This window comes from Pseudomonas sp. LB3P31 (assembly GCF_054897945.1).
In genome coordinates this window covers 2,549,129-2,575,105 of the sequence record NZ_CM142710.1, presented here as the reverse complement: position 1 = coordinate 2,575,105, position 25,977 = coordinate 2,549,129, and the positions used below count along the sequence as shown (strand labels likewise).

The 25,977-nt window shown below is 58.5% G+C and carries 23 protein-coding genes and 2 tRNA genes; 22 read left to right on the top strand and 3 right to left on the bottom strand.

The annotated features are described in order from the left end of the window. Position 1: 1 nt before the first annotated feature. Both ACYZTK_RS11770 and ACYZTK_RS11765 read left to right on the top strand, forming a co-directional pair. Entirely contained in the window at positions 2-436 is a 435-nt protein-coding gene (locus ACYZTK_RS11770) for a type II toxin-antitoxin system RatA family toxin (RefSeq protein WP_462014588.1), read from the top strand. Further along, complete coding sequence (locus ACYZTK_RS11765) at positions 429-743, top strand: RnfH family protein (RefSeq protein WP_462014587.1); 315 nt, start codon at positions 429-431, stop codon at positions 741-743. The genes ACYZTK_RS11770 and ACYZTK_RS11765 overlap by 8 nt, the downstream gene beginning before the upstream one ends. Positions 744-801: 58 nt before the next feature. Here the strand turns inward: ACYZTK_RS11765 and ACYZTK_RS11760 are convergent, their stop codons facing one another. Next, on the bottom strand, positions 802-1,329 hold the full coding sequence (locus tag ACYZTK_RS11760; protein WP_045060057.1) for an outer membrane protein assembly factor BamE: 528 nt from the start codon (positions 1,327-1,329) through the stop codon (positions 802-804). 97 nt (positions 1,330-1,426) lie between these two features. Between ACYZTK_RS11760 and fur the strand changes: the two genes are divergently transcribed. Next, positions 1,427-1,831 carry a ferric iron uptake transcriptional regulator gene (fur, locus tag ACYZTK_RS11755; RefSeq protein WP_461951940.1) on the top strand — a complete coding sequence of 135 codons (405 nt, stop codon included), beginning with the start codon at positions 1,427-1,429 and terminating at the stop codon, positions 1,829-1,831. 75 nt (positions 1,832-1,906) lie between these two features. Here fur and recN read toward each other — a convergent pair whose 3' ends face one another. Beyond that, positions 1,907-3,580, bottom strand: a complete 1,674-nt coding sequence (recN, locus tag ACYZTK_RS11750; RefSeq protein WP_462014586.1) for a DNA repair protein RecN — start codon at positions 3,578-3,580, stop codon at positions 1,907-1,909. A gap of 239 nt (positions 3,581-3,819) precedes the next feature. Between recN and grpE the strand changes: the two genes are divergently transcribed. The 8 genes from grpE to ACYZTK_RS11710 all read left to right on the top strand — a co-directional run bounded on the left by grpE (position 3,820) and on the right by ACYZTK_RS11710 (position 14,273). After that, positions 3,820-4,377 (top strand): nucleotide exchange factor GrpE, encoded by a 558-nt coding sequence (gene grpE / locus ACYZTK_RS11745; RefSeq protein ID WP_462014585.1) that lies wholly within the window; start codon positions 3,820-3,822, stop codon positions 4,375-4,377. 102 nt (positions 4,378-4,479) lie between these two features. After that, positions 4,480-6,396: a molecular chaperone DnaK gene (gene dnaK / locus ACYZTK_RS11740; protein WP_462014584.1), complete on the top strand. Its 1,917-nt coding sequence runs from the start codon at positions 4,480-4,482 to the stop codon at positions 6,394-6,396. 297 nt (positions 6,397-6,693) lie between these two features. Next, positions 6,694-7,818 carry a molecular chaperone DnaJ gene (gene dnaJ, locus ACYZTK_RS11735; protein WP_462014583.1) on the top strand — a complete coding sequence of 375 codons (1,125 nt, stop codon included), beginning with the start codon at positions 6,694-6,696 and terminating at the stop codon, positions 7,816-7,818. Between the two features lie 10 nt (positions 7,819-7,828). Continuing rightward, positions 7,829-8,632 (top strand): 4-hydroxy-tetrahydrodipicolinate reductase, encoded by an 804-nt coding sequence (dapB, locus tag ACYZTK_RS11730; protein ID WP_462014582.1) that lies wholly within the window; start codon positions 7,829-7,831, stop codon positions 8,630-8,632. A 258-nt stretch (positions 8,633-8,890) separates the two neighbouring features. Next, positions 8,891-10,027: a glutamine-hydrolyzing carbamoyl-phosphate synthase small subunit gene (gene carA, locus ACYZTK_RS11725; RefSeq protein ID WP_462014581.1), complete on the top strand. Its 1,137-nt coding sequence runs from the start codon at positions 8,891-8,893 to the stop codon at positions 10,025-10,027. Between the two features lie 118 nt (positions 10,028-10,145). Further along, on the top strand, positions 10,146-13,367 hold the full coding sequence (gene carB, locus ACYZTK_RS11720; protein WP_462014580.1) for a carbamoyl-phosphate synthase large subunit: 3,222 nt from the start codon (positions 10,146-10,148) through the stop codon (positions 13,365-13,367). After that, complete coding sequence (gene greA, locus ACYZTK_RS11715) at positions 13,364-13,840, top strand: transcription elongation factor GreA (protein WP_462014579.1); 477 nt, start codon at positions 13,364-13,366, stop codon at positions 13,838-13,840. Before carB ends, greA begins: the two co-directional genes overlap by 4 nt. A gap of 28 nt (positions 13,841-13,868) precedes the next feature. Then, positions 13,869-14,273 carry an MFS transporter gene (locus ACYZTK_RS11710; RefSeq protein WP_462014578.1) on the top strand — a complete coding sequence of 135 codons (405 nt, stop codon included), beginning with the start codon at positions 13,869-13,871 and terminating at the stop codon, positions 14,271-14,273. Positions 14,274-14,282: 9 nt separating this feature from the next. Here ACYZTK_RS11710 and ACYZTK_RS11705 read toward each other — a convergent pair whose 3' ends face one another. Then, positions 14,283-14,591 (bottom strand): YhbY family RNA-binding protein, encoded by a 309-nt coding sequence (locus ACYZTK_RS11705; RefSeq protein ID WP_045060047.1) that lies wholly within the window; start codon positions 14,589-14,591, stop codon positions 14,283-14,285. Between the two features lie 101 nt (positions 14,592-14,692). Here ACYZTK_RS11705 and rlmE point away from each other — a divergent pair, with 101 nt between their 5' ends. The 11 genes from rlmE to infB all read left to right on the top strand — a co-directional run bounded on the left by rlmE (position 14,693) and on the right by infB (position 25,826). Then, entirely contained in the window at positions 14,693-15,322 is a 630-nt protein-coding gene (gene rlmE, locus ACYZTK_RS11700) for a 23S rRNA (uridine(2552)-2'-O)-methyltransferase RlmE (protein ID WP_462014577.1), read from the top strand. Positions 15,323-15,524: 202 nt separating this feature from the next. Continuing rightward, on the top strand, positions 15,525-17,435 hold the full coding sequence (gene ftsH / locus ACYZTK_RS11695) for an ATP-dependent zinc metalloprotease FtsH (protein ID WP_462014576.1): 1,911 nt from the start codon (positions 15,525-15,527) through the stop codon (positions 17,433-17,435). Positions 17,436-17,443: 8 nt separating this feature from the next. After that, positions 17,444-18,295, top strand: a complete 852-nt coding sequence (gene folP / locus ACYZTK_RS11690) for a dihydropteroate synthase (protein ID WP_462014575.1) — start codon at positions 17,444-17,446, stop codon at positions 18,293-18,295. A gap of 17 nt (positions 18,296-18,312) precedes the next feature. Continuing rightward, positions 18,313-19,650, top strand: a complete 1,338-nt coding sequence (glmM, locus tag ACYZTK_RS11685) for a phosphoglucosamine mutase (RefSeq protein ID WP_462014574.1) — start codon at positions 18,313-18,315, stop codon at positions 19,648-19,650. A 66-nt stretch (positions 19,651-19,716) separates the two neighbouring features. Further along, complete coding sequence (tpiA, locus tag ACYZTK_RS11680) at positions 19,717-20,472, top strand: triose-phosphate isomerase (protein ID WP_462014573.1); 756 nt, start codon at positions 19,717-19,719, stop codon at positions 20,470-20,472. Between the two features lie 4 nt (positions 20,473-20,476). Continuing rightward, a complete protein-coding gene (gene secG / locus ACYZTK_RS11675; protein ID WP_017336473.1) occupies positions 20,477-20,860 on the top strand; it encodes a preprotein translocase subunit SecG in 384 nt (127 codons plus the stop codon). 22 nt (positions 20,861-20,882) lie between these two features. Beyond that, positions 20,883-20,968: transfer RNA gene (locus ACYZTK_RS11670), tRNA-Leu, on the top strand. 96 nt (positions 20,969-21,064) lie between these two features. Further along, a tRNA-Met gene (locus ACYZTK_RS11665) sits at positions 21,065-21,141 on the top strand. Between the two features lie 138 nt (positions 21,142-21,279). Further along, the gene (gene rimP / locus ACYZTK_RS11660) at positions 21,280-21,738 is read left to right on the top strand and encodes a ribosome maturation factor RimP (RefSeq protein ID WP_462014572.1); all 459 of its coding nucleotides are present in this window, start codon (positions 21,280-21,282) and stop codon (positions 21,736-21,738) included. A 47-nt stretch (positions 21,739-21,785) separates the two neighbouring features. Next, on the top strand, positions 21,786-23,267 hold the full coding sequence (gene nusA / locus ACYZTK_RS11655; protein WP_045060041.1) for a transcription termination factor NusA: 1,482 nt from the start codon (positions 21,786-21,788) through the stop codon (positions 23,265-23,267). A 27-nt stretch (positions 23,268-23,294) separates the two neighbouring features. Then, positions 23,295-25,826 carry a translation initiation factor IF-2 gene (infB, locus tag ACYZTK_RS11650; RefSeq protein WP_462014571.1) on the top strand — a complete coding sequence of 844 codons (2,532 nt, stop codon included), beginning with the start codon at positions 23,295-23,297 and terminating at the stop codon, positions 25,824-25,826. Positions 25,827-25,977: the final 151 nt, after the last annotated feature.

Sequence of the window (25,977 nt, the reverse complement as noted above, 5' to 3'; positions counted from 1 at the left end):
CATGACGACACATATTCAACGTTCGGCACTGCTGCCATATCCGGCACAAGCGCTGTACGACCTGGTGAACGACGTGGCGCGGTATCCGGAGTTCTTGCCCTGGTGCTCGAAGGCTGAAGTGCTGGAGAGCTCTGCCGAGCACATGCGTGCCAGTGTTGGCGTGGCCAAGGGCGGCCTTAGTCAGCATTTTGTGACACGCAATATCCTGGTGCCGGGCCAGTCCATCGAGATGAACCTTGAGGAAGGGCCGTTCACTCAGCTGCATGGCGTGTGGATATTCAAGCCGCTGACTGAAAAGGCCTGCAAGATAAGCCTGGACCTGTCGTTCGATTACGCCGGGCCGATTGTTCGGGCGACCTTGGGGCCGTTGTTCAATCAGGCTGCGAATACCCTGGTGGATGCGTTCTGCCAGCGTGCCAAGCAGATGTATGGTTGAGGCTGTGATCGAGGTCGAGGTGGTGTACGCCGCCGTTGATCGCCAGGTGCTGCTTGAGGTGAGCGTGCCGCCGGGGCTGACCCTGCGCGAGGTAGTGCGGCAATCAGGTGTTCGTGAGGAATTTCCTCAGCTGGATCTCGCCGCATGCCCGCTAGGGATCTTCGGCAAGGTGGTCGCAGATCCGGATAGCCGCATGGTTCAAGCAGGTGACCGCATCGAAATCTATCGCCCGTTGCTGGCGGATCCGAAGGAAGTCCGGCGCTTGCGCGCGGCAAAGGCAGCCGAAGCCAAGGCGCGAAATCAGTAATTGCTGATTTGCAGGCAATAAAAAACCCGGCGTGCCGGGTTTTTTAATGCGTCGCAAATTATTGCGGCGAGGTGTCCAGAGGTTCGGGAGTCGGGACCGGCACGGTTTCTACACCGTCCACGTCCTTCTGGATCTGATCCAGCAACGAGCCTGGCTTGACCGGTTTCTCCGGTTTTGGCTTCTCGACGTTTTCCGCTGGCGCAGTCACGTTAGTGCCGCCGTCCTGGCCGAGAATGGCTTCGTCACGGCTGACACCCGGCATGAAATCACCGGAAAGGCTGACAAGCTGATCATTTGGGTTGAAGATAACGCTAATGCGTTCCTGTTGGCGTTCACCGCCACCCGGTTGCAGGCTGTACAGGTAATCCCAGCGATCGGCATGGAACGTGTCGGTCAGCAGAGGGTTACCCATGATAAACCGTACTTGCCGACGGGTCATTCCCGGGCGTAACTGGTCTATCATGTCCTGCGTGACGACATTGCCCTGCTGGATGTCGATTTTGTAAACCCCGGGGAATGAACAACCGGCGAGTGCGAGCAGTCCCACAAAGGTGAAACTGGTTAGCAAGAGCTTGGTGTTTTGCATCGGTGGGCGACTTCCACTATCTTGGCTGGGACAACGTAAACGCCGATCATACCCGCATTAAGAGAAGCTGCGAAGCAGCATCGCGAGAAAGCTGACCATGGTTGAAAATAGCGAACTACGCAAAGCAGGCCTCAAAGTGACCCTTCCACGGGTCAAGATTCTGCAAATGCTCGATTCCGCCCAGCAACGCCACATGAGTGCCGAGGATGTCTACAAGGCGCTGATGGAGGCTGGAGAGGACGTCGGTCTGGCCACGGTTTACCGTGTACTGACCCAGTTCGAGGCAGCTGGCCTTGTGGTGCGGCACAACTTCGACGGAGGCCATGCGGTCTTCGAGCTGGACGACGGCAAGCATCACGACCATATGGTCAACGTCGAAACCAGCGAAGTGATCGAATTCTTCGACGAAGAAATCGAGCGTCTGCAGAAAGCCATCGTCGACAAGTATGGCTTTGAGATGGTTGATCACAATCTTGTGCTGTACGTACGCAAGAAAAAGTAAGCATGTCGCGTGAGCTTCTGGTTCACGAAACGAGCGAAGGCGACCCCAGGGTCGCCTTCGTGCTTTGTGCCGTGGCTAAATTTTTGCCGTGACCACCATTTTTTTCGCGTGAGCCAGTGATTCCTTGGTGAGGTCGATGCCTCCCAGCATCCGCGCCACTTCTTCGACCCGGTCGTTCTTGCTCAGCTTCGACACTGCCGTACGGGTCGCATCCTCGCCGCGCACTTTGTGCACGAATAAATGCTGGTGCCCTTGAGCGGCGACTTGCGGCAGGTGGGTGACCGTCAGTACCTGGCCGCGCTCGCCGAGGCGACGCAGCAGCTGGCCGACGATCTCGGCGGTCGGGCCACCGATGCCGACGTCCACTTCGTCGAATACCAGAGTGGGTACCCGGGAGGTCTGCGCAGTGATGACCTGGATTGCCAGGCTGATCCGTGACAACTCGCCGCCCGAGGCCACCTTGGCCAGGGCTTTAAGCGGCTGGCCGGGGTTGGCGCTCACCAGCAGCTCGACTTGCTCAAGCCCATTGGGCAGCAACTCGTCGCTGGTATTGGGCCGCAGTTCAATGTTGAAACGCCCGCCAGGCATGCCCAGGCGCTGGATTTCCTGTTCCACCGCGCTGGCCAGGCTGCCGGCCGCCTGATGGCGCAGGTCGCTGAGGTCGCGAGCTTTCTCGTGGTAATGGCGGGCATAGGAGGCCAGCTCATCACTCAGGCGCTCGATGGATTCGTCGTTGGCGTTCAGCGTCTCGATTTCATCCAGCAGCTTCTGTTGCATTTCGGCAACTTCAGTCGGCTGGATGCGATGTTTGCGCGCCATGGTGTAGATCGCATCCAGGCGCTCTTCCAGGTATTGCAGGCGCGCCGGATCGGCATCGAAATTGTCGAGGAAGCGATTCAGCTCGCCCACGGCTTCTTCTACCTGGATCTGTGCGCTGGTCAGCAGGCTGCTGGCTTCACCCAGAGCGCCGATGGAGTTGTTCACGCTCGACAGGCGATTGAGGCTGGCGGTCAGGGCGTTCAGGACATTTCCGGAATCACTTTCGCTGCATTGCTCGACGACCTGGCGGCAGATGCCCAGCAGGGTCTCGGCATTGGTCAGGTTCTTGTGCTCCTGCTCCAGCTGTTCCAGTTCGTTTTCGCCGAGGCCAAGGTTTTCCAGCTCTTCGAGCTGGTAGCTGAGCAGTTGATGGCGCGCACGCTGTTCGTCGCCGGAATTGGAGAGGCGGTCCAGCTCGTGCCGGGTCTGGCGCCAGCGCTGGGCGGCGAGCTGAACGTGGCGGGCCAGGTCGGTGGCGCCCGCGTATTCATCGAGCAGCCGGCGGTGGGTATCGGTTTTCAGCAGGGACTGGTGTTCATGCTGGCTGTGGATGTCGATCAGCAGTTCGCCCAGGGATTTGAGGTCGCCGAGGGGGCAGGGCGTGCCATTGATATAACCGCGCGAACGGCCTTCGGCGGTTATGACCCGGCGCAAGATGCACGGTCCGTCGCTTTCAAGGTCGCGCTCGGCCAGCCAGGCGCTGGCTTCCGGAATGTCGACCAGGTCAAAGGTGGCGAGAATGTCTGCTTTATCTGCGCCGGGGCGCACCACGCCGCTGTCGGCGCGATCACCCAGGGTCAGGCCCAGGGCGTCGAGCATGATCGACTTGCCAGCGCCGGTTTCCCCTGTGATCACGCTCATCCCGCGATCAAGTTCCAGATCGAGATGGTCAACGATGGCGTAGTTGTGTACAGACAGGTGCACCAGCATAAGGGCCGCTCCCAGGCGTTAGGTCTGGTTATTTATACAGTGTTTTCGTTCTGGCTGACAATGCCCCTGCTTAGCTCGATTTGCTTGATCCGACGAAACCCTTAGTCCTTTGCGCAATCAGAATGCTGCTCTTTTTGTAGGGTTAATACCGTCCGCCCCTTGAAGCTGGTTTTTGCGGCCCCATATAGCTGGGCAGAAGCGCGAGTTGAGCTCGCGGACGTAATTGAAAGGAGAAATCTATGGCTGACGAACAGACAGTGGATACGCCAAATCAAGACGCCAACCCGGCCTCCGGTGAAGATCTGGCGACTCGTGTACAAGTGCTCGAAGAGCAACTGGCAGGCGCTCAGGATCAGGCTTTGCGTGTAGCCGCCGATCTGCAGAACGTCCGCCGTCGCGCCGAGCAGGATGTAGAAAAGGCTCATAAGTTCGCGCTGGAGAAATTCGCCAGCGACCTGCTGCCGATTATCGACAGCCTGGAGCGTGGCCTGGAGTTGTCCAACCCCGACGACGAAAGCATCCGGCCAATGCGCGAAGGCATCGAGCTGACCCTGAAAATGTTCCAGGACACCCTGAAGCGTTATCAGCTGGAAGCGATTGACCCGCATGGCGAACCATTCAACGCCGTTCAACATCAGGCAATGGCCATGCAGGAAAGCGCCGACGTCGAGCCGAATAGCGTGCTCAAGGTGTTCCAGAAGGGTTACCAGCTCAATGGTCGCCTGCTGCGTCCGGCCATGGTCGTGGTCAGCAAGGCGCCTGCGCCAGTTTCGCCTTCTATTGATGAGCAGGCTTGAAATTAGCCGCAAGGCCCCCATTTAGAAGTCAAGCGTTTAAGTGCTACCGCAGTTAGCCACCACTGCTGCGGTAACCAAATCCAAAGTTTCGGGAGAGTTAACATGGGCAAAATTATCGGTATCGACCTGGGGACTACCAACTCCTGCGTCTCCGTGATGGAAAACGGCAAATCCAAAGTCATCGAAAACGCCGAAGGCGCGCGTACCACGCCGTCCATCATTGCGTATGCCAACGATGGCGAGATCCTCGTTGGTCAGTCGGCCAAGCGTCAGGCAGTGACCAATCCGCACAACACCCTGTATGCGGTGAAGCGTCTGATCGGTCGCAAGTTCGACGAAGAAGTCGTACAGAAAGACATCAAGATGGTCCCTTACAAAATCGCCAAGGCTGACAACGGCGATGCGTGGGTAGAAGTGAACGGCCAGAAGATGTCGCCGCCACAAATCTCGGCTGAAATTCTGAAAAAGATGAAGAAGACCGCCGAAGACTACCTCGGCGAGCCAGTGACCGAGGCGGTGATCACCGTTCCGGCCTACTTCAACGACAGCCAGCGCCAGGCGACCAAAGACGCCGGCCGCATCGCGGGCCTGGACGTTAAACGTATCATCAACGAACCAACCGCAGCTGCTCTGGCTTACGGTATGGACAAGGCGAAAGGCGATCACACCGTGATCGTTTACGACTTGGGCGGCGGTACTTTCGACGTTTCCGTGATCGAGATCGCTGAAGTCGATGGAGAGCACCAGTTCGAAGTACTGGCCACCAACGGTGACACGTTCCTGGGCGGTGAAGACTTTGACATTCGTCTGATCGACTATCTCGTCGACGAATTCAAGAAAGAAAGCGGCATGAACCTCAAAGGTGACCCGCTGGCCATGCAGCGCCTGAAAGAAGCCGCTGAGAAAGCCAAGATCGAACTGTCCTCGAGCAATTCGACCGACGTGAACCTGCCGTACATCACTGCAGACGCTACCGGTCCGAAGCACTTGAACGTGAAAATCTCCCGCGCCAAGCTGGAAGCGCTGGTAGAAGACCTGGTTCAACGCACCATTGAGCCATGCCGCATCGCTCTGAAAGACTCCGGTATCGACGTTGGCGCCATCAACGACGTGATCCTGGTCGGCGGTCAGACCCGTATGCCACTGGTTCAGAAGCTGGTGACCGAGTTCTTCGGTAAAGAAGCTCGTAAAGATGTGAACCCGGACGAAGCCGTTGCCATGGGTGCTGCTATTCAGGGCGCGGTATTGGCTGGTGATGTTAAAGACGTGCTGCTGCTCGACGTCAGCCCGCTGACCCTGGGTATTGAAACCATGGGTGGCGTTATGACTGCTCTGATCGAGAAAAACACCACGATTCCTACCAAGAAATCGCAAGTGTTCTCGACTGCCGACGACAACCAGGGCGCCGTGACCATCCACGTGCTGCAAGGTGAGCGTAAACAGGCTGCACAGAACAAGTCCCTGGGCAAGTTCGACCTGGCTGAGATTCCACCAGCACCACGTGGCGTGCCACAAATCGAAGTGACCTTCGACATCGACGCCAACGGCATTCTGCACGTAGGCGCCAAGGACAAGGCCACTGGCAAGACTCAGTCGATCGTGATCAAGGCCAACTCCGGTCTGTCCGAGGAAGAGATTCAGCAGATGATTCGCGATGCTGAAACCAATGCCGACGAAGATCGCAAGTTCGAAGAACTGGCCGCTGCCCGCAACCAGGGTGATGCACTGGTGCACTCGACTCGCAAGATGATCGCTGATGCCGGCGACAAAGTGACTGCTGAAGAGAAGACTGCGATCGAAGCTGCAGTTGTTGCCCTGGAAGCCGCTGTCAAAGGCGACGACAAGGCCGCAATCGAAGCCAAGGTTGAAGAGCTGTCGAAAGTCTCCGCTCCCGTAGCGCAGAAGATGTACGCCGAACAGGCCCAGCCTGCTGAAGGCGCGGCACCGCACGACGAAAAAGCCGAAAAGGCCGATGACGTCGTCGACGCCGAGTTCGAAGAAGTAAAAGACCAGAAGTAAGTTGTTGGTCGCCCGGTTGACTGCCCCAAGGCGGTGACTGGTAGGATGTCGCCGCGCGGGAGCCTGCTCCCGCGTTGGCGTGTCTGGAGTACAGGAATTTTTACAACATGCGACAGCGTTCGCGTGTTGCTGGTATGGCCGAGGATGCTCCTGCTTTTCGAGCCGAAAGTACCGCAATGAATCAAAGACCAGGATCGTTGAATTGACGTGAGTTGGGTCCGGGCCTGTATTGGGGCTCAACGAGTTTGGCGAGGCTCAGGAGAGTCTTGCTGGACGTCCTCAAGAGTGCGAAGACTTATGGCAAAGCGTGACTATTACGTAGTATTGGGTGTTGAGCGTGGCTCAAGCGAAGCAGACCTGAAGAAGGCCTACCGCCGCCTGGCAATGAAGCATCACCCGGACCGTAATCCCGATGACAAAGCATCGGAAGAGCTGTTCAAGGAGGCCAACGAGGCCTACGAAGTGCTGTCCGACTCGAGCAAGCGCGCGGCTTATGACCAATATGGTCATGCCGGTGTCGACCCGAGCATGGGGGGTGGCGGCGCCGGTTTCGGCGGTCAGAACTTCTCCGACATCTTTGGTGACGTGTTCAGCGATTTCTTCGGTGGCGGTCGTGGCGGTGCGCGTGGCGGTGCCCAGCGCGGCAGCGACCTGCGTTACACCCTGGAGCTGAACCTGGAAGAAGCGGTGCGCGGTACGACCGTGAATATCCGCGTTCCGACACTGGTCAACTGCAAGCCGTGCGATGGCTCGGGCGCGAAGAAGGGCTCCGCGCCTGTGACTTGCCCGACCTGCGGCGGGATTGGCCAGGTCCGCATGCAGCAGGGTTTCTTCTCGGTGCAGCAAACCTGCCCGCGTTGTCACGGCCAGGGCAAGATCATTTCCGATCCGTGTGATTCCTGTCACGGCGAAGGCCGTATCGAAGAGTACAAGACTCTCTCGGTGAAAGTGCCGGCGGGTGTGGATACTGGTGACCGCATTCGCCTGTCCGGCGAGGGCGAGGCGGGTGCCCAGGGCGGCCCGACGGGCGACCTGTACGTGGTGATCAATGTGCGCGAGCACGCGATCTTTCAGCGCGATGGCAAACATCTGTTTTGTGAAGTGCCGATCAGCTTCGTCGATGCGGCGCTCGGTGGCGAGCTGGAGATTCCGACCCTCGATGGTCGAGTCAAACTGAAGATCCCCGAGGGGACCCAGACCGGCAAGCAGTTCCGTGTTCGCGGCAAGGGCGTTGCGCCCGTGCGTGGCGGCGGTGCCGGCGACCTGATGTGTCGTGTGGCGGTCGAAACCCCGGTCAACCTGGGTCGTCGTCAGCGCGAATTGCTGGAGGAGTTCCGCAGTTCGCTGGCGGACGACAACAGCCATTCGCCGAAAACCACCGGCTGGTTCGAAGGCGTGAAGCGCTTCTTCGGCGATTTGTAAGGAGACAGGCATGCAACGTATTGCAGTGATGGGCGCCGCCGGGCGCATGGGTAAAACCCTGATCGAAGCTGTGCAGCAAGCCCCGGGCGCAGGCCTGACTGCAGCTGTGGATCGTCCCGACAGCACGCTGGTCGGTGCCGATGCCGGTGAGCTGGCAGCGCTGGGTCGTATTGGCGTACCGCTGTCCGGTGACTTGGCGCGGGTAGTCGACGAGTTCGACGTGCTGATCGACTTCACTCATCCGACGGTGACCCTGAAGAACCTGGCTTTCTGCCGCAAGCACGGCAAGGCGATGATCATCGGCACCACCGGTTTCAGTGTCGAAGAAAAACAGCTGCTGGCCGAGGCGGGCAAGGACATTCCGATCGTCTTCGCCGCCAACTTCAGCGTCGGCGTCAATCTTTGCCTGAAACTGCTGGATACCGCAGCGCGGGTGCTGGGTGATGACGTCGATATCGAAATCACCGAGGCTCACCATCGGCACAAGGTCGATGCGCCATCAGGTACTGCCGTGCGCATGGGCGAAGTGATTGCCGATGCGCTCGGTCGGGACCTGAAAAAGGTGGCTGTGTATGGTCGTGAAGGTCAGACCGGTGCTCGCGAGCGCGAGACCATCGGTTTCGCCACCGTGCGTGCCGGTGACATCGTCGGTGACCACACCGTGCTGTTCGCCGCCGACGGCGAGCGTGTCGAGATCACCCACAAGGCTTCCAGTCGCATGACCTTCGCCAAGGGTGCGGTACGTGCTGCGTTGTGGCTGGATGGCCGAAAGCCTGGCCTGTATGACATGCAAGACGTGCTCGACCTGCGTTAATATCTGCCCGAAACCGGGTTCAAACCCAGGGTTTGAGCCCGGTTTTACTCCGCCAAGCGACGTCCTGTCGCATTCTCCAGCCTTTAAGGCTCATTGGCGGTAGACCAAAAAGGCCTTTTTCTGTAAGCTACAGCTTTAGTGTGTTCACTAAAAGCGCGCAGAATAATTCAGTGAATGAGCGGGGTGACGTGTCCATACGTCACTCCGCTTTTTTACACCTGCGATCGCCCTTTCAGGCTTTATTTACGGGAGGTCTTCTTGACTAAGCCAGCCATACTCGCCCTTGCTGATGGCAGCATTTTTCGCGGCGAAGCAATTGGAGCCGACGGTCAGACCGTTGGTGAGGTGGTGTTCAATACCGCCATGACCGGCTATCAGGAAATCCTTACCGATCCTTCCTACGCCCAACAGATCGTTACCCTGACTTACCCGCACATCGGCAACACCGGCACCACGCCGGAAGACGCCGAGTCCGACCGCGTCTGGTCCGCTGGCCTGGTCATCCGTGACCTGCCACTGGTTGCGAGCAACTGGCGCAACACGATGTCCCTGTCCGATTACCTGAAAGCCAACAATGTCGTGGCCATCGCCGGTATCGACACCCGCCGCCTGACCCGCATCCTGCGTGAGAAAGGCGCACAGAACGGCTGCATCATGGCCGGCGACAACATCTCCGAAGAAGCCGCCATCGCCGCCGCCCAGGGTTTCCCTGGCCTGAAAGGCATGGACCTGGCGAAAGTCGTCAGTACTAAAGAAAAGTACGAATGGCGCTCGACTGTCTGGGACTTGAAAACCGACAGCCACGCGACCATCGACGCTTCCGAGCTGCCGTACCACGTGGTTGCCTACGACTACGGCGTCAAGCTGAACATCCTGCGCATGCTGGTAGAGCGCGGCTGCCGCGTCACCGTAGTGCCGGCCCAGACCCCAGCGGCCGACGTGCTGGCGCTGAAGCCGGACGGGGTGTTCCTGTCCAACGGCCCCGGTGACCCAGAGCCATGCGACTACGCGATCCAGGCAATCAAGGACGTGCTGGAAACCGAGATTCCGGTATTCGGTATCTGCCTGGGTCACCAGCTGCTGGCCCTGGCCTCCGGCGCCAAGACCTTGAAAATGGGTCACGGCCACCACGGTGCCAACCACCCGGTGCAGGACCTGGACAGCGGCGTAGTGATGATCACCAGCCAGAACCACGGTTTTGCGGTGGACGAAACGACCCTGCCAGCCAACGTGCGCGCGATCCACAAATCGCTGTTCGACGGTACCCTGCAAGGCATCGAGCGTACCGACAAGAGCGCCTTCAGCTTCCAGGGTCACCCGGAAGCCAGCCCTGGCCCGAACGACGTAGCGCCATTGTTCGATCGCTTCATCAACGAAATGGCCAAGCGACGCTGATCGCTCGCCTTGATGCAGCAAAGCTTGAGGGCGGTCCCGCAACCGGCGGCCCCCTCAAGGCTTCACAGATTGAACAAGACGGCTTGCCGACTGACCTGCGGATTTGAGTGACAAACCCATGCCAAAACGTACAGACATAAAAAGCATCCTGATTCTCGGCGCTGGCCCGATCGTTATCGGCCAGGCCTGTGAATTCGACTACTCCGGCGCCCAGGCCTGCAAAGCCCTGCGCGAGGAGGGTTACCGCGTCATCCTGGTGAACTCCAACCCGGCGACCATCATGACCGACCCGGACATGGCCGACGCCACCTACATCGAGCCGATCAAGTGGCAGACCGTTGCCAAGATCATCGAGAAAGAGCGTCCGGACGCGCTGCTGCCAACCATGGGCGGCCAGACCGCCCTGAACTGCGCCCTGGACCTGGAGCGCGAAGGCGTTCTGGAGAAGTTCGGCGTAGAGATGATCGGTGCCAATGCCGACACCATCGACAAGGCCGAAGACCGTTCGCGCTTTGACAAGGCGATGAAATCCATCGGCCTGGACTGCCCGCGCTCGGGTATCGCCCACAGCATGGAAGAAGCCAACACCGTGCTCGAGAAGCTCGGCTTCCCGTGCATCATCCGTCCATCCTTCACCATGGGCGGCACCGGTGGCGGTATCGCTTACAACCGTGAAGAGTTCGAAGAAATCTGCGCCCGAGGTCTCGACTTGTCGCCGACCAAAGAGCTGCTGATTGACGAATCGCTGATCGGCTGGAAAGAGTACGAAATGGAGGTTGTCCGCGATAAGAAGGACAACTGCATCATCGTCTGCTCCATCGAAAACTTTGACCCGATGGGCGTGCACACCGGTGACTCGATCACTGTTGCGCCGGCACAGACCCTGACGGACAAGGAATACCAGATCATGCGTAACGCCTCCCTGGCGGTACTGCGCGAGATCGGCGTGGAAACCGGCGGCTCCAACGTCCAGTTCGGCATCTGCCCGGACACTGGCCGCATGGTGGTCATCGAGATGAACCCGCGGGTATCCCGTTCCTCGGCCCTGGCCTCGAAAGCCACCGGTTTCCCGATTGCGCGTATCGCTGCCAAGCTGGCAATCGGCTATACCCTCGACGAGCTGCAGAACGAAATCACCGGCGGCGCTACTCCGGCGTCCTTCGAACCGTCGATCGACTACGTCGTCACCAAGCTGCCACGTTTCGCCTTCGAGAAATTCCCGAAAGCCGACGCACGTCTGACCACTCAAATGAAGTCGGTCGGTGAAGTCATGGCGATCGGCCGGACCTTCCAGGAATCCTTGCAGAAAGCCCTGCGCGGTCTGGAAGTGGGCGTTTGCGGCCTGGACGAGAAGCTCGACCTGAGCAATCCCGAAAGCATGAGCATCCTCAAGCGCGAACTGACCGTGCCGGGCGCCGAGCGCATCTGGTACGTGGCTGACGCCTTCCGCGCCGGTCTGTCGGTCGAAGACATCTTCGGCATGAACATGATCGATCCGTGGTTCCTGGTGCAGATCGAAGATCTGATCAAGGAAGAGGAGAAGGTCAAGACCCTGGGTCTGGCCAGCATCGACCGCGACTTGATGTACAAGCTCAAGCGCAAAGGCTTCTCCGACATGCGTCTGGCCAAGCTGCTGGGCGTGACCGAAAAAGCGCTGCGTCGCCACCGTCACAAGCTGGAAATCTTCCCGGTCTACAAGCGCGTTGACACCTGCGCGGCCGAGTTCGCCACCGACACCGCCTACATGTACTCAACCTACGAGGAAGAGTGCGAAGCCGCGCCGTCGGGCCGCGACAAGATCATGATCCTCGGCGGCGGTCCAAACCGTATCGGCCAGGGCATCGAGTTTGACTACTGCTGCGTACACGCGGCACTGGCCCTGCGCGAAGACGGTTACGAGACCATCATGGTCAACTGCAACCCGGAAACCGTTTCCACCGACTACGACACCTCCGATCGCCTGTACTTTGAACCAGTGACCCTGGAAGACGTGCTGGAAATCTGCCGGGTCGAGAAGCCTAAAGGCGTGATCGTCCAGTACGGCGGCCAGACTCCGCTGAAACTGGCGCGCGCCCTGGAAGAAGCCGGTGTGCCGATCATCGGTACCAGCCCTGACGCCATCGACCGTGCCGAAGACCGCGAGCGCTTCCAGCAGATGGTCGAGCGCCTGAACCTGCGTCAGCCGCCAAACGCCACTGTGCGCAGCGAAGACGAAGCGATTCGTGCTGCCAGCAAGATCGGTTACCCGCTGGTGGTGCGTCCGTCCTACGTACTGGGCGGCCGCGCGATGGAAATCGTCTACGAAGAAGAAGAGCTCAAGCGCTACCTGCGTGACGCAGTGAAAGTGTCCAACGACAGCCCGGTGCTGCTCGACCACTTCCTCAACTGCGCCATCGAAATGGACGTGGATGCAGTCTGCGACGGCACCGACGTGGTAATCGGCGCGATCATGCAGCACATCGAGCAGGCAGGCGTTCACTCCGGTGACTCCGCATGCTCCCTGCCGCCGTACTCGCTGCCTGCGCACATCCAGGACGAGATGCGTGAACAGGTCAAGAAAATGGCCCTGGAACTGGGCGTTGTCGGCCTGATGAACGTACAGTTGGCGCTGCAAGGCGAAGACATCTACGTCATCGAAGTCAACCCGCGCGCTTCGCGTACCGTGCCGTTCGTGTCCAAGTGCATCGGTGTTTCCCTGGCAATGATCGCGGCTCGCGTCATGGCAGGTAAAACCCTGAAGGAAATCGGCTTCACCAAGGAAATCATTCCTAACTTCTACAGCGTGAAAGAGGCGGTGTTCCCATTCGCCAAATTCCCTGGCGTGGACCCGATCCTGGGCCCTGAGATGAAGTCCACCGGTGAAGTGATGGGCGTGGGCGACACCTTCGGCGAAGCGTTCGCCAAAGCCCAGATGGGCGCCAGCGAAGTGCTGCCGACCGGCGGTACTGCGTTCATCAGCGTGCGCGACGATGACAAACCACTGGTTGCAGGCGTGGCCCGTGATCTGATCAACTTGGGTTTCGAAGTGGTCGCCACTGCCGGTACTGCCAAGATGATCGAAGCCGCAGGCCTGAAAGTGCGTCGCGTGAACAAGGTGACCGAAGGTCGTCCGCACGTGGTCGACATGATCAAGAATGACGAAGTCACCTTGATCATCAACACCACCGAAGGTCGTCAGTCGATCGCCGACTCGTACTCCATTCGTCGCAATGCCTTGCAGCATAAAATTTACTGCACCACGACCATTGCTGCTGGCGAAGCCATCTGCGAAGCGTTGAAGTTCGGTCCCGAGAAGACCGTACGCCGCTTGCAGGATCTACACGCAGGATTGAAGGCATGATCAAGTACCCAATGACCGTCCAGGGCGCAAAAGCCCTGGAAGAAGAACACGCTCACCTGACCAAGGTCGTCCGTCCGAAGCTCAGCCAGGACATCGGGACGGCTCGCGAGTTGGGTGACCTGAAGGAAAACGCCGAATACCACGCTGCCCGCGAGCAGCAGGGGATGGTCGAGGCGCGGATTCGTGACATCGAAGGCCGGATTCAGAATCAGGTCATCATCGACGTCACGTCCATTCCTCACACTGGCAAAGTGATTTTCGGCACCACCGTGGAAATCGCCAACGTCGAGACGGATGAGCGCGTCACTTACCACATCGTGGGTGAGGATGAGGCTAACTTTAAACTCGGCAAGATTTCCGTCGGTTCACCACTGGCCCGCGCCTTGATTGCCAAGGAAGAGGGTGATGTGGTTGCCGTGAAGACGCCGGGTGGCGTTATCGAGTACGAGATTGTCGAAGTTCGCCACATCTAACAGCAGGCGCCCGCTTCGTGCGGGCGCCATGCTTTGGCAACTGACCCAGATGTTGTGGGTGGGCGGCCTGTGGCTATTACATATCGGTCTGTTGCCGGTGCTGGGCTGGATTGGCCTGGCGCCGCTGCTGATCGACGAAATTGCGGGCACGCTGAACGCGCTGACGGTGGGATTCGCCGCAGCGTGTGTGATTTTTCAGGCTTTGGTGCTGATTCAGGCCGAGGGCCTTGGCAGTCTATGGCGCGATATTCGCGGGCAACTGCTGTTGATGGCGTTGTATGCGTGTGGGATGTTCTTCGTCGCGCGCTTGGGCTGGCCAGATGTCGTGCGTTGGCAGGTGTTCAGCTATCTTGTCCTGGGGTTTTCCGGGTTGGTGCTGGTGTTGCAGCCAATGCCTGGATGGAGTGGCAGGGTGCGCGAAGCACACCCCTGACCCTTGTCATCACTTGAAGCGATGGACGTTCGACAGCTGCTTGTTGACGCTGAAGTTCTTGCGGTGAATCAATGCCATCTTGCCGATGACCTGGACCAGGTCCGCTTTGCCGACCTTGCACAGCTCTGCAATGGACGCCAGGCGCGATTCGCGATCGAGGATGTTGAGCTTGATCTTGATCAGCTCGTGATCCGCCAAAGCGCGTTCAAGTTCGGCTAACACACCTTCAGTCAAACCGTTGTCAGCCACAATCAAAACCGGTTTCAGATGGTGGCCAATGGATTTGTACTGTTTCTTCTGCTCTTGAGTGAGCGGCATAATCTGACCCTTTCGTCTGGATTCTGTAAAATGGCGGCCATTTTACCCGAGGGTTCGTGGATCCGCCCAATTAATCACGACCCTTATCATCGAGGTGCCCAATGGCGCGTTCCAAGACAAGCCTTGGTTGGCTGAAAAGACATGTCAATGATCCCTATGTAAAGCAGGCGCAGAAGGATGGTTACCGCTCGCGTGCGAGTTACAAGCTTCTGGAGGTCCAGGAGAAATACAAGCTGATCCGTCCGGGTATGAGCGTTGTCGACCTGGGTGCGGCGCCCGGCGGCTGGTCGCAGGTCACCAGTCGGCTGATCGGTGGTCAGGGGCGTCTGATCGCCTCGGACATCCTGGAAATGGACAGCATTCCGGACGTGACTTTCATCCAGGGTGACTTCACTGAGGACGCAGTGCTCGCTCAGATCCTTGAGGCCGTGGGTAATTCGCAGGTGGACCTTGTGATTTCCGATATGGCCCCCAATATGAGTGGTACGCCTGAAGTGGATATGCCAAAAGCCATGTTCCTTTGCGAACTGGCTATTGATCTGGCGGCTCGGATACTCAAGCCAGGTGGTAATTTTGTGATCAAGGTGTTTCAGGGCGAAGGATTTGATGCTTACGTGAAGGACGCTCGCAAGAAGTTCGACAAGGTCCAGATGATCAAGCCGGACTCTTCCCGTGGCAGTTCCCGCGAGCAGTACATGCTGGCTTGGGGCTACCGCGGGCGTAGTGAGTAAAGCGAGGTTTTTTGTCGGGGTGATAGGTTTTTCGTATTTCGCCCCGAGCGCTTTAGCGAATATTGTGTAGAAAGTGTTTCACAAAGGGTTACAGACGGCGCCTGCCAGAGCCGTACGTAATGTAGTAAGTTAGGCCGGTGAATATCATGCGAAGCGCGCGCCATTAGCGGAGCTTGCTTCAGAGGGTAGTTAATTGAACGATATGGCAAAGAATCTGATCCTGTGGTTGATCATCGCGGCAGTCCTGGTGACAGTGATGAACAACTTCTCCAGCCCTAACGAGCCGCAGACCCTCAACTATTCCGACTTCATCCAGCAGGTCAAGGATGGCAAGGTCGAGCGCGTAGCCGTTGATGGTTATGTCATTACCGGCAAGCGCAGCGATGGCGACAGCTTCAAGACCATCCGTCCGGCAATCCAGGACAACGGTCTGATCGGCGACCTCGTGGACAACCACGTCGTTGTTGAAGGCAAGCAGCCTGAGCAGCAAAGCATCTGGACTCAACTCCTGGTTGCAAGCTTCCCGATCCTGGTAATCATCGCCGTGTTCATGTTCTTCATGCGCCAGATGCAGGGCGGTGCGGGCGGCAAGGGCGGACCGATGAGCTTCGGCAAGAGCAAAGCGCGCCTGCTCTCCGAAGACCAGGTCAAGACTACATTGGGTGACGTTGCCGGTTGCGACGAAGCCAAGGAAGAAGTCGGCGAACTGGTTGAGTTCCTCCGTGATCCGGGCAAGTTCCAGCGCCTGGGCGGTCGCATTCCACGCGGCGTGCTGATGGTCGGTCCTCCGGGTACCGGTAAAACCTTGCTGGCCAAGGCAATTGCCGGCGAAGCCAAGGTACCGTTCTTCACCATTTCCGGTTCCGACTTCGTCGAAATGTTTGTCGGCGTGGGTGCCAGCCGTGTTCGTGACATGTTCGAGCAGGCCAAGAAGCACGCACCGTGCATCATCTTCATCGATGAAATCGACGCCGTCGGTCGCCACCGTGGCGCCGGCATGGGTGGCGGTCACGACGAACGCGAACAGACTCTCAACCAGTTGCTGGTAGAGATGGACGGCTTCGAAATGAATGACGGCATCATCGTCATTGCCGCAACCAACCGTCCGGACGTACTGGACCCCGCGTTGCTGCGTCCGGGCCGTTTCGACCGTCAGGTCGTGGTAGGACTGCCGGACATCCGTGGTCGCGAGCAGATTCTCAAGGTCCACATGCGCAAAGTGCCAATGGGCGACGACGTCGCTCCAGCGGTGATTGCCCGTGGTACCCCTGGTTTCTCCGGTGCCGACCTGGCCAACCTGGTGAACGAAGCGTCGTTGTTCGCTGCCCGGACCGGCAAGCGCGTCGTCGAAATGAAAGAATTCGAACTGGCCAAGGACAAGATCATGATGGGCGCCGAGCGCAAATCCATGGTCATGTCGGAGAAAGAGAAGCAGAACACCGCTTATCACGAAGCTGGCCATGCCATTGTCGGTCGCGTAGTGCCTGAGCATGACCCGGTTTACAAGGTCTCCATCATCCCGCGTGGTCGTGCGCTGGGTGTGACCATGTTCCTGCCGGAAGAAGATCGCTACAGCCTGTCCAAGCGTGCGTTGATCAGTCAGATCTGCTCGCTGTACGGTGGCCGTATCGCTGAAGAAATGACCTTGGGCTTCGACGGTGTGACTACTGGCGCCTCCAACGACATCATGCGTGCCAGCCAGATTGCGCGAAACATGGTCACCAAGTGGGGCCTGTCGGAAAAACTCGGTCCGTTGATGTACGCCGAAGACGAGGGTGAAGTGTTCCTCGGTCGCGGCGGCGGTGGTCAGAGTGCAAGCTTCTCCGGTGAGACAGCCAAGCTGATCGACTCGGAAGTTCGCAGCATCATTGATCAGTGCTACGGCACGGCCAAGCAGATCCTCACCGATAACCGTGACAAGCTCGACGCCATGGCTGATGCCCTGATGAAGTACGAGACGATCGATGCCGAGCAGATCGACGACATCATGGCCGGCCGTACGCCTCGCGAACCTCGCGATTGGTCGGGTGGCACCGGTACTTCCGGAACCCCCCCGGCAGTACAGGATCCGCGTCCGGAAACACCGATCGGCGGTCCAGCTGCTGACGTTTAAGGTTTGAAATGACTTTTGTTCAGTCCTCAACCCGGTTGCCTTGCGGCAACCGGGTTCTTGATTTGGCCCATACGCATGTCATGGGCATTCTCAATGTCACTCCCGATTCCTTTTCCGATGGCGGCCGATACAGCCAGCTCGACGCGGCCTTGCGCCACGCTGAGGCGATGGTGGCGGCCGGCGCGACGCTGATCGATGTCGGTGGTGAATCGACCCGGCCAGGCGCCAGGGCGGTGTCCCCGCTGGAAGAGCTGGAGCGCGTGGCGCCTATCGTCGAGCGCATCAATCGCGAACTCGATGTCATCATCTCGGTCGATACTTCCACCCCGGCAGTCATGCGCGAAACGGCGCGGCTTGGGGCTGGGCTGATCAATGATGTGCGCTCGTTGCGTCGTGACGGTGCCCTGGATGCTGCTGCGGCCACCGGCCTGCCGGTGTGTCTGATGCACATGCTGGGCGAGCCTGGCGACATGCAGGACGACCCGCATTATCAAGACGTGACCAGGGAGGTCGGTGAGTTCCTTGCTGGGCGCATGGCTCAGTGTGCGCTGGTCGGAATTCCAGCCGAGCGGATCATCCTCGATCCGGGCTTCGGTTTCGCCAAAACCCTGCAGCACAATCTAAGCTTGTTTAAGCATATGGAAGCCCTGCATGCCCTGGGACGTCCCCTGCTGGTCGGAGTTTCGCGCAAGAGCATGATTGGCCATGCCTTGAACCGTCCGGTCGGGGAGCGCCTGTATGGCGGCCTGGCGCTGGCGGCACTGGCGTCCGCCAAGGGAGCGCGTATATTGCGCGTCCATGATGTAGCCGAAACAGTTGATGTGGTGAGGATGATCACCGCAGTCGAGACAGCCGAATAAGAGTGATGGAGCAACTTATGACTAAGAAATATTTTGGTACCGACGGCATTCGCGGTCGAGTCGGCGAATACCCTATTACCCCTGACTTCATGCTCAAGCTCGGCTGGGCTGCGGGCATGGCATTTCGCAAGATGGGCGCCTGCAAGGTGCTGGTGGGCAAGGACACGCGGATTTCCGGGTACATGTTCGAGTCGGCGCTGGAGGCCGGACTGACATCGGCCGGTGCCGATGTGATGCTGCTGGGCCCGATGCCGACTCCTGCGATTGCCTACCTGACCCGTACTTTCCAGGCGCAAGCCGGGATCGTGATCAGTGCCTCGCACAATCCCCACGATGACAACGGTATCAAGTTCTTCTCCGGGCAGGGCACCAAGCTTCCTGATGAAGTCGAGCTGATGATCGAAGAGCTGCTCGACACGCCAATGACTGTGGTTGAGTCGAGCAAGATCGGCAAGGTCTCGCGCATCAACGATGCGTCGGGTCGCTACATTGAATTCTGCAAGAGCAGCGTGCCGACCGGTACCAGCTTCGCTGGCCTGAAGATCGTGCTCGACTGCGCCCACGGTGCGACCTACAAGGTGGCGCCGAGCGTCTTCCGTGAGCTGGGCGCCGAAGTGGTGGTGCTTTCCGCCCAGCCTAATGGCCTGAACATCAACGACAACTGTGGCTCCACCCATATGGGGCAACTGCAGGCTGCCGTGCTGGCCGAGCATGCGGACCTGGGTATCGCCTTCGACGGCGACGGCGATCGGGTGCTGATGGTCGATCACACCGGTGCCATCGTCGATGGCGACGAGTTGCTCTACATCATTGCTCGCGACCTGCATGAGCGCGACAAGCTGCAGGGCGGCGTCGTCGGCACCTTGATGAGCAACCTGGGGCTGGAGCTGGCCCTGGCTGACCTGTCGATTCCTTTCGTGCGCGCCAATGTCGGCGACCGCTATGTCATCGCTGACCTGCTGGAGCGCAACTGGCTGGTGGGTGGTGAAAACTCCGGGCATATCGTTTGCTTCAGTCACACCACGACCGGTGATGCGATCATCGCCGCGTTGCAGGTGCTGATGGCACTCAAGACTCGCTCCGAAGGCCTCGCCCAGGCGCGTCAGGCGTTGCGCAAGTGTCCTCAGGTGCTGATCAATGTGCGTTTTGGCGGTGGTGCCAATCCGCTTGAGCATCCGGCAGTCAAGGAAGCCAGCGAGCGCGTCACGAATGCCATGGCGGGTCGTGGACGCGTGCTGTTGCGCAAGTCCGGCACCGAGCCCCTGGTGCGTGTCATGGTCGAAGGCGAAGACGAAACGCAGGTTCGCGGCTACGCCGAAGAGCTGGCAAAACTGGTTACTGAAGTTTCTGCCTGAATTCGGCTTGCCAGCCATGATTGTGTTGGGTAACATCTGCGCCCACTTTGACCGACGAGGTACAGCATGCGTCGCCCTATGGTAGCTGGTAACTGGAAGATGCACGGTACCCGCGCCAGCGTCGCTGAGCTGATCAACGGCCTGAGTCATCTGGCCTTGCCGAGCGGTGTTGATGTAGCGGTATTCCCGCCTTGCCTGCATATCAATCAAGTGATTGATGGCTTGAAAGGCCAACCGATCCAGGTCGGTGCGCAGAATTCTGCGGTGGAATCCGGGCAAGGTGCGTTGACGGGTGAAGTTGCGCCAAGTCAGTTGGTGGATGCGGGTTGTTCCCTGGTTCTTGTTGGACACTCCGAGCGCCGCCAGATCATGGGCGAGCAGGACGGAATGCTGATCCGCAAGTTCGCAGCGGCACAGGCATGTGGCTTGATTCCGGTGTTGTGTGTAGGGGAAACCCTCGAGCAGCGCGAAGCCGGAAAAACTCTTGAAGTGGTCGGGCGTCAGCTGGGCTGCATCATCGAGGAGCTGGGTGTTGGTGTCTTTGCTCAGGCAGTCATTGCTTACGAGCCAGTCTGGGCCATTGGCACCGGGCTAACGGCTTCGCCGCAACAGGCGCAGGATGTGCACGCAGCCATCCGCGCCCAGTTGGCGGCAGAAAATTCTGAAGTCGCACAAGGTGTGCGGCTTCTATACGGCGGCAGCGTGAAGGCGGCCAATGCGGTCGAACTGTTCGGCATGCCGGATATCGATGGGGGGCTCATTGGTGGAGCTTCCCTGAATGCAGATGAGTTCGGTGCGATCATTCGCGCCGCAGGAAACTGAAAAAATGCTGGAAACAGTCGTAGTCGTTTTTCATCTGCTGGGTGCATTGGGCGTAGTTGCTCTGGTTTTGCTGCAGCAGGGTAAAGGTGCGGATGCTGGCGCGTCTTTCGGAGCAGGTGCTTCAAATACTGTGTTCGGAAGCCAAGGTTCCTCTACCTTTCTTAGTAAGTTTACTGCTATACTTGCCGCAGGTTTTTTCATAACCAGCTTAGGGTTAGGTTACTTTGCTAAAGAGAAAGCTCACCAGCTGACTCAAGTAGGTTTGCCAAATCCAGCAGTGTTGGAAGTGCCAAAGCAACAACCGGCTTCTGATGATGTACCGGTGCTTCAAGAGCAAAAGTCGGCTACTCCAGCGACTGACGTGCCTCCAGCTCAAGAGCAGAAGTAAGAAGGGTTTCAAACGTAGTATTGCCGAGGTGGTGGAATTGGTAGACACGCAACCTTGAGGTGGTTGTGCCCATAGGGTGTAGGGGTTCGAGTCCCCTTCTCGGTACCAATTATCAGGAGAGCCCGCTGTTGCGGGCTTTCTTGTAGGTGGAAGGTTACATTGACCCTGCAAGGGATCGGTCGTATACTTCCGCCCCAGCTTTGTCGCGGGGTGGAGCAGTCTGGTAGCTCGTCGGGCTCATAACCCGAAGGTCGTCGGTTCAAATCCGGCCCCCGCAACCAGTTTAAGGAGCCCCTTTTAAGGGGCTTTTTGTTAGCTGGACACTTTCAACGCCGCTGTTCGACGGCGTTTCAAGGATGGGCGTTTCGCCCATTTTTTTATTTTGCACAGCATGCACATACATGCACGAGGGGGTTCAGGTGTCGAGCAAGCTAGAAGAGTTGCAGGCCTTGCTGGCCCCGGTGGTCGTGGCCCTAGGCTATGAATGCTGGGGTATTGAGTTTTCGGCTCAAGGTCGCCACTCAATGTTGCGCGTTTATATTGATAAAGAGGGCGGTGTGCTGGTGGACGATTGCGCCATTGTCAGCCGTCAGATCAGTGGTGTCCTGGACGTTGAAGATCCAATCACCGTTGAATACACCCTCGAAGTTTCCTCGCCTGGCATGGAACGCCCACTGTTCACTATTGAGCAGTTTGCAAAATTTGCCGGTGAACAAGTGAAGATCAAGCTGCGCTCGCCTTTTGAAGGACGACGCAACTTTCAGGGCCTTCTGCGCGGTGTAGAAGAGCAGGACATCGTGGTGCAGGTAGAAGACCATGAGTTCCTGTTGCCGATCGATATGATCGACAAGGCCAACATTATTCCCAGTTTTGACTGAGACGCGGATCCCGCGGATCCAATGGCTTGCGAAAGGCGAGGCGTACGATGAGCAAAGAAGTACTGCTGGTTGTTGAGTCGGTATCCAATGAAAAGGGCGTACCGGCAAACGTAATTTTTGAAGCGCTGGAGCTGGCTCTGGCCACTGCTACCAAAAAGCGTTTCGAGGACGAAGTCGATCTGCGTGTGGAAATCAACCGCCACACCGGTGCCTATGAGACTTTCCGTCGCTGGACGGTCGTCGAAGAAGCGGACCTGGACGATCCGGCCATCGAAACCTGGCCAAGCAAGGTTGCTGAAACGCATCCGGGCGCCCAGGTCGGTGATGTAGTCGAAGAAAAGATCGAGTCCATCGAGTTCGGCCGTATTGCTGCACAAACTGCCAAGCAGGTTATTGTGCAGAAAGTTCGCGAAGCCGAGCGCGCTCAAGTCGTTGATGCTTATCGCGAGCGCCTGGGGGAAATCATCTCCGGCACCGTGAAGAAAGTCACCCGCGACAATGTGATCGTCGACCTGGGCAACAACGCTGAAGCGTTGCTGGCTCGTGAAGACATCATTTCGCGTGAAACCTTCCGGGTTGGCGTGCGCCTGCGTGCGCTGCTCAAGGAAATCCGCACCGAGAACCGCGGCCCGCAGCTGATCCTGTCGCGTACCGCGCCGGAAATGCTGATCGAGTTGTTCCGCATCGAAGTGCCGGAAATCGCCGAAGGCCTGATCGAAGTAATGGCTGCATCCCGTGACCCGGGTTCGCGCGCCAAGATCGCGGTCCGTTCCAAGGACAAACGCATCGACCCGCAGGGCGCTTGCATCGGTATGCGCGGTTCGCGCGTCCAGGCAGTGTCGGGCGAGTTGGGCGGTGAGCGTGTTGATATCGTCCTGTGGGACGACAATCCGGCTCAGTTCGTGATCAACGCCATGTCCCCGGCTGAGGTTGCGGCAATTATCGTTGACGAAGATGCCCATGCAATGGACATCGCCGTTGGCGCAGATAATCTGGCTCAGGCCATCGGTCGCGGAGGTCAGAACGTGCGTCTGGCCAGCCAGTTGACTGGCTGGACCCTGAACGTGATGACCGAATCGGACATCCAGGCTAAGCAGCAAGCAGAAACCGGCGACATCCTGCGCAACTTCATCGACGAGCTGGAAGTCGACGAAGATCTGGCACAGGTGCTGGTAGATGAAGGCTTCACCAGCCTGGAAGAGATTGCCTACGTACCGGTGGAGGAAATGCTCAACATCGATGGCTTTGACGAAGAAACCGTCAACGAGCTTCGCGCTCGTGCCAAGGATCGTTTGTTGACCAAAGCCATCGCTACTGAGGAAAAGCTGGCAGACGCCCATCCGGCCGAAGACCTGCTCTCGCTTGAGGGTATGGACAAGGATCTGGCGATGGAACTGGCGGTGCGCGGCGTAATTACCCGCGAAGACCTGGCCGAGCAGTCTATTGACGATCTGCTCGACATCGACGGCATTGACGATGATCGTGCCGGCAAGTTGATCATGGCCGCCCGAGCCCATTGGTTCGAGTAATTAGGCGCGGCCTGAGGAGAGAAGTGCATGACGCAAGTCACGGTGAAACAACTGGCCGATGAGGTCAAAACACCGGTAGAGCGCCTGTTGCAGCAGATGCGTGAGGCAGGTCTGCCGCACACCGCCGCCGATGAAGGTGTGAGCGATAGTGAGAAGCAGTCTTTGCTGACTCACTTGAAGAGCAGCCACAAGGCGAAAGTGGAAGAACCGCGCAAGATTACATTGCAGCGCAAAACCACCAGCACCCTGCGTGTTGCTGGCAGCAAAAGCATCAGCGTTGAAGTACGCAAGAAGAAAGTCTTCGTACAGCGCAGCCCGGAAGAAATCGAAGCCGAGCGCAAACGCGAACTGGATGAACGTCGCGCAGTAGATAATACTGCACGTCAGAAGGCTGAAGAAGAAACCAAGCGTCGCGCCGAAGAAGAAGCGCGTCGCCAGCCTGCTGCTGCGCAATCCGCTACCAACGACGCAGTCGCGGCTCCTGCTGCGGCCGCCGCACCAGTGCGTGAAAGCGCTCCGGTTGTGGCTGCTGCTCCAGCACCGTCTGCCGACGTTCGTAACAAGCAGAACGAACAGCGCCGTCCGGACAAACCACGTGCAGACGATAACAATCGTCGCAGCGGTGGTGGCGACGGCGAGCGTAAAAACGCTCCGCATCGTGCCTCGGTCAAAGAGAAAGCGCCTGCTCCACGCGTTGCCCCACGTACTACCGACGAAGAAAGCGATGGCTTCCGTCGCGGTGGTCGCGGCAAGGCCAAGCTGAAAAAGCGCAACGCCCACGGTTTCCAGAGCCCAACCGGCCCTGTCGTGCGTGATGTGCAGATCGGCGAGACCATCACTGTTGGCGATCTCGCCAATCAGATGTCGGTCAAGGCTGCTGAAATCATCAAGTTCATGTTCAAACTGGGTACCCCAGCGACCATCAACCAGGTGCTTGATCAGGAAACTGCTCAGCTGGTAGCCGAAGAACTGGGCCACAAAGTGACCCTGGTCAGCGACACCGCCCTGGAAGATTCCCTGGCCGAGTCCCTGAAGTTTGAAGGTGAGACGTTCTCCCGTGCGCCAGTTGTGACCGTAATGGGCCACGTTGACCATGGCAAAACTTCCCTGCTCGACTACATCCGTCGTGCCAAGGTAGCTGCTGGCGAAGCCGGCGGTATCACCCAGCACATCGGTGCGTACCACGTTGAAACCGAACGCGGCATGGTCACCTTCCTTGACACCCCTGGTCACGCCGCGTTTACCGCCATGCGTGCCCGTGGTGCCAAGGCGACTGACATCGTGATCCTGGTAGTTGCAGCGGACGACGGCGTGATGCCGCAGACCATTGAAGCTGTCCAGCACGCCAAGGCCGCTGGTGTTCCACTGGTTGTTGCAGTGAACAAGATCGACAAGCCGGGCGCCGATCTCGATCGCATCCGTAGCGAACTGTCGGTTCACGGCGTGACTTCGGAAGAGTGGGGCGGCGACACCCCGTTCGTATCGGTTTCGGCGAAAGTCGGTACCGGCGTGGACGAGTTGCTCGAAGCTGTCCTGCTGCAAGCTGAAGTACTCGAACTGAAAGCAACCCCATCGGCCCCGGGTCGCGGTGTTGTGGTTGAATCGCGTCTCGACAAAGGTCGTGGCCCGGTTGCAACCGTTCTGGTTCAAGACGGTACCCTGCGCCAAGGCGACATGGTGCTGGTCGGTTCGAACTATGGCCGTGTACGTGCCATGCTCGACGAGAACGGCAAGCCAATCAAGGAAGCCGGTCCTTCCATCCCTGTCGAGATTCTCGGCCTGGACGGTACCCCGGACGCTGGCGACGAGATGAGCGTGCTGTCGGACGAGAAGAAAGCCCGTGAAGTGGCTCTGTTCCGTCAAGGCAAGTTCCGCGAAGTCAAACTGGCTCGCGCTCACGCCGGCAAGCTGGAAAACATCTTCGAAAACATGGGTCAGGCAGAGAAGAAGACGCTCAACATCGTCCTCAAATCTGACGTCCGTGGCTCGCTGGAAGCGTTGAACGGTGCTTTGAACGGCCTGGGTAACGACGAAGTGCAAGTGCGTGTTGTCGGTGGCGGTGTCGGTGGTATCACCGAGTCCGACGCCAACCTGGCACTGGCCTCCAACGCTGTACTGTTCGGCTTCAACGTGCGTGCCGATGCGGGCGCTCGCAAGATCGTCGAGCAGGAAGGTCTGGATATGCGTTACTACAACGTGATCTACGACATCATCGAAGACGTCAAGAAAGCCCTCACCGGTATGCTGGGCAGCGATGTTCGCGAGAACATCCTGGGTATCGCTGAAGTGCGTGACGTGTTCCGCTCGCCGAAGTTTGGCGCGATCGCCGGTTGCATGGTGCTCGAAGGTGTTGTTCACCGTAACCGTCCAATCCGTGTACTGCGTGAAGACATCGTTATCTTCGAAGGCGAGCTGGAATCCCTGCGCCGCTTCAAGGATGACGCTTCCGAAGTACGTGCCGGCATGGAATGCGGTATCGGCGTGAAGAGCTACAACGACGTCAAAGTCGGCGACAAGATCGAAGTCTTCGAGAAGGTTCAGGTTGCTCGCAGCCTCTAACTCGCGCACTTCAAGGGCCACGCCAGGCCGCCGCATGCAGATGCGCGGCCAGGCGGCAGGACTCTAAACGCAACGCCCGGTCTGGCTTCTGTCAGGCCGGGCGTTTGCCGCTTTCAGACCACACGGGTTTCACCGTGGGGCAGTAACAGGT

Excerpts from the sequence above, each read along its gene's own strand:
- nusA (WP_045060041.1), top strand. The coding sequence starts at position 21,786 with ATGAGCAAAGAAGTACTGCTGGTTGTTGAGTCGGTATCCAATGAAAAG.
- greA (WP_462014579.1), top strand. The coding sequence starts at position 13,364 with ATGATCAAGTACCCAATGACCGTCCAGGGCGCAAAAGCCCTGGAAGAA.
- grpE (WP_462014585.1), top strand. The coding sequence starts at position 3,820 with ATGGCTGACGAACAGACAGTGGATACGCCAAATCAAGACGCCAACCCG.
- recN (WP_462014586.1), bottom strand. The coding sequence starts at position 3,580 with ATGCTGGTGCACCTGTCTGTACACAACTACGCCATCGTTGACCATCTC.
- fur (WP_461951940.1), top strand. The coding sequence starts at position 1,427 with ATGGTTGAAAATAGCGAACTACGCAAAGCAGGCCTCAAAGTGACCCTT.
- dnaJ (WP_462014583.1), top strand. The coding sequence starts at position 6,694 with ATGGCAAAGCGTGACTATTACGTAGTATTGGGTGTTGAGCGTGGCTCA.
- ACYZTK_RS11770 (WP_462014588.1), top strand. The coding sequence starts at position 2 with ATGACGACACATATTCAACGTTCGGCACTGCTGCCATATCCGGCACAA.
- ACYZTK_RS11710 (WP_462014578.1), top strand. The coding sequence starts at position 13,869 with ATGCTTTGGCAACTGACCCAGATGTTGTGGGTGGGCGGCCTGTGGCTA.
- ACYZTK_RS11760 (WP_045060057.1), bottom strand. The coding sequence starts at position 1,329 with ATGCAAAACACCAAGCTCTTGCTAACCAGTTTCACCTTTGTGGGACTG.
- folP (WP_462014575.1), top strand. The coding sequence starts at position 17,444 with ATGACTTTTGTTCAGTCCTCAACCCGGTTGCCTTGCGGCAACCGGGTT.
- infB (WP_462014571.1), top strand. The coding sequence starts at position 23,295 with ATGACGCAAGTCACGGTGAAACAACTGGCCGATGAGGTCAAAACACCG.
- ACYZTK_RS11765 (WP_462014587.1), top strand. The coding sequence starts at position 429 with ATGGTTGAGGCTGTGATCGAGGTCGAGGTGGTGTACGCCGCCGTTGAT.
- dapB (WP_462014582.1), top strand. The coding sequence starts at position 7,829 with ATGCAACGTATTGCAGTGATGGGCGCCGCCGGGCGCATGGGTAAAACC.
- rlmE (WP_462014577.1), top strand. The coding sequence starts at position 14,693 with ATGGCGCGTTCCAAGACAAGCCTTGGTTGGCTGAAAAGACATGTCAAT.
- dnaK (WP_462014584.1), top strand. The coding sequence starts at position 4,480 with ATGGGCAAAATTATCGGTATCGACCTGGGGACTACCAACTCCTGCGTC.
- secG (WP_017336473.1), top strand. The coding sequence starts at position 20,477 with ATGCTGGAAACAGTCGTAGTCGTTTTTCATCTGCTGGGTGCATTGGGC.
- tpiA (WP_462014573.1), top strand. The coding sequence starts at position 19,717 with ATGCGTCGCCCTATGGTAGCTGGTAACTGGAAGATGCACGGTACCCGC.
- ftsH (WP_462014576.1), top strand. The coding sequence starts at position 15,525 with ATGGCAAAGAATCTGATCCTGTGGTTGATCATCGCGGCAGTCCTGGTG.
- glmM (WP_462014574.1), top strand. The coding sequence starts at position 18,313 with ATGACTAAGAAATATTTTGGTACCGACGGCATTCGCGGTCGAGTCGGC.
- ACYZTK_RS11705 (WP_045060047.1), bottom strand. The coding sequence starts at position 14,591 with ATGCCGCTCACTCAAGAGCAGAAGAAACAGTACAAATCCATTGGCCAC.
- carB (WP_462014580.1), top strand. The coding sequence starts at position 10,146 with ATGCCAAAACGTACAGACATAAAAAGCATCCTGATTCTCGGCGCTGGC.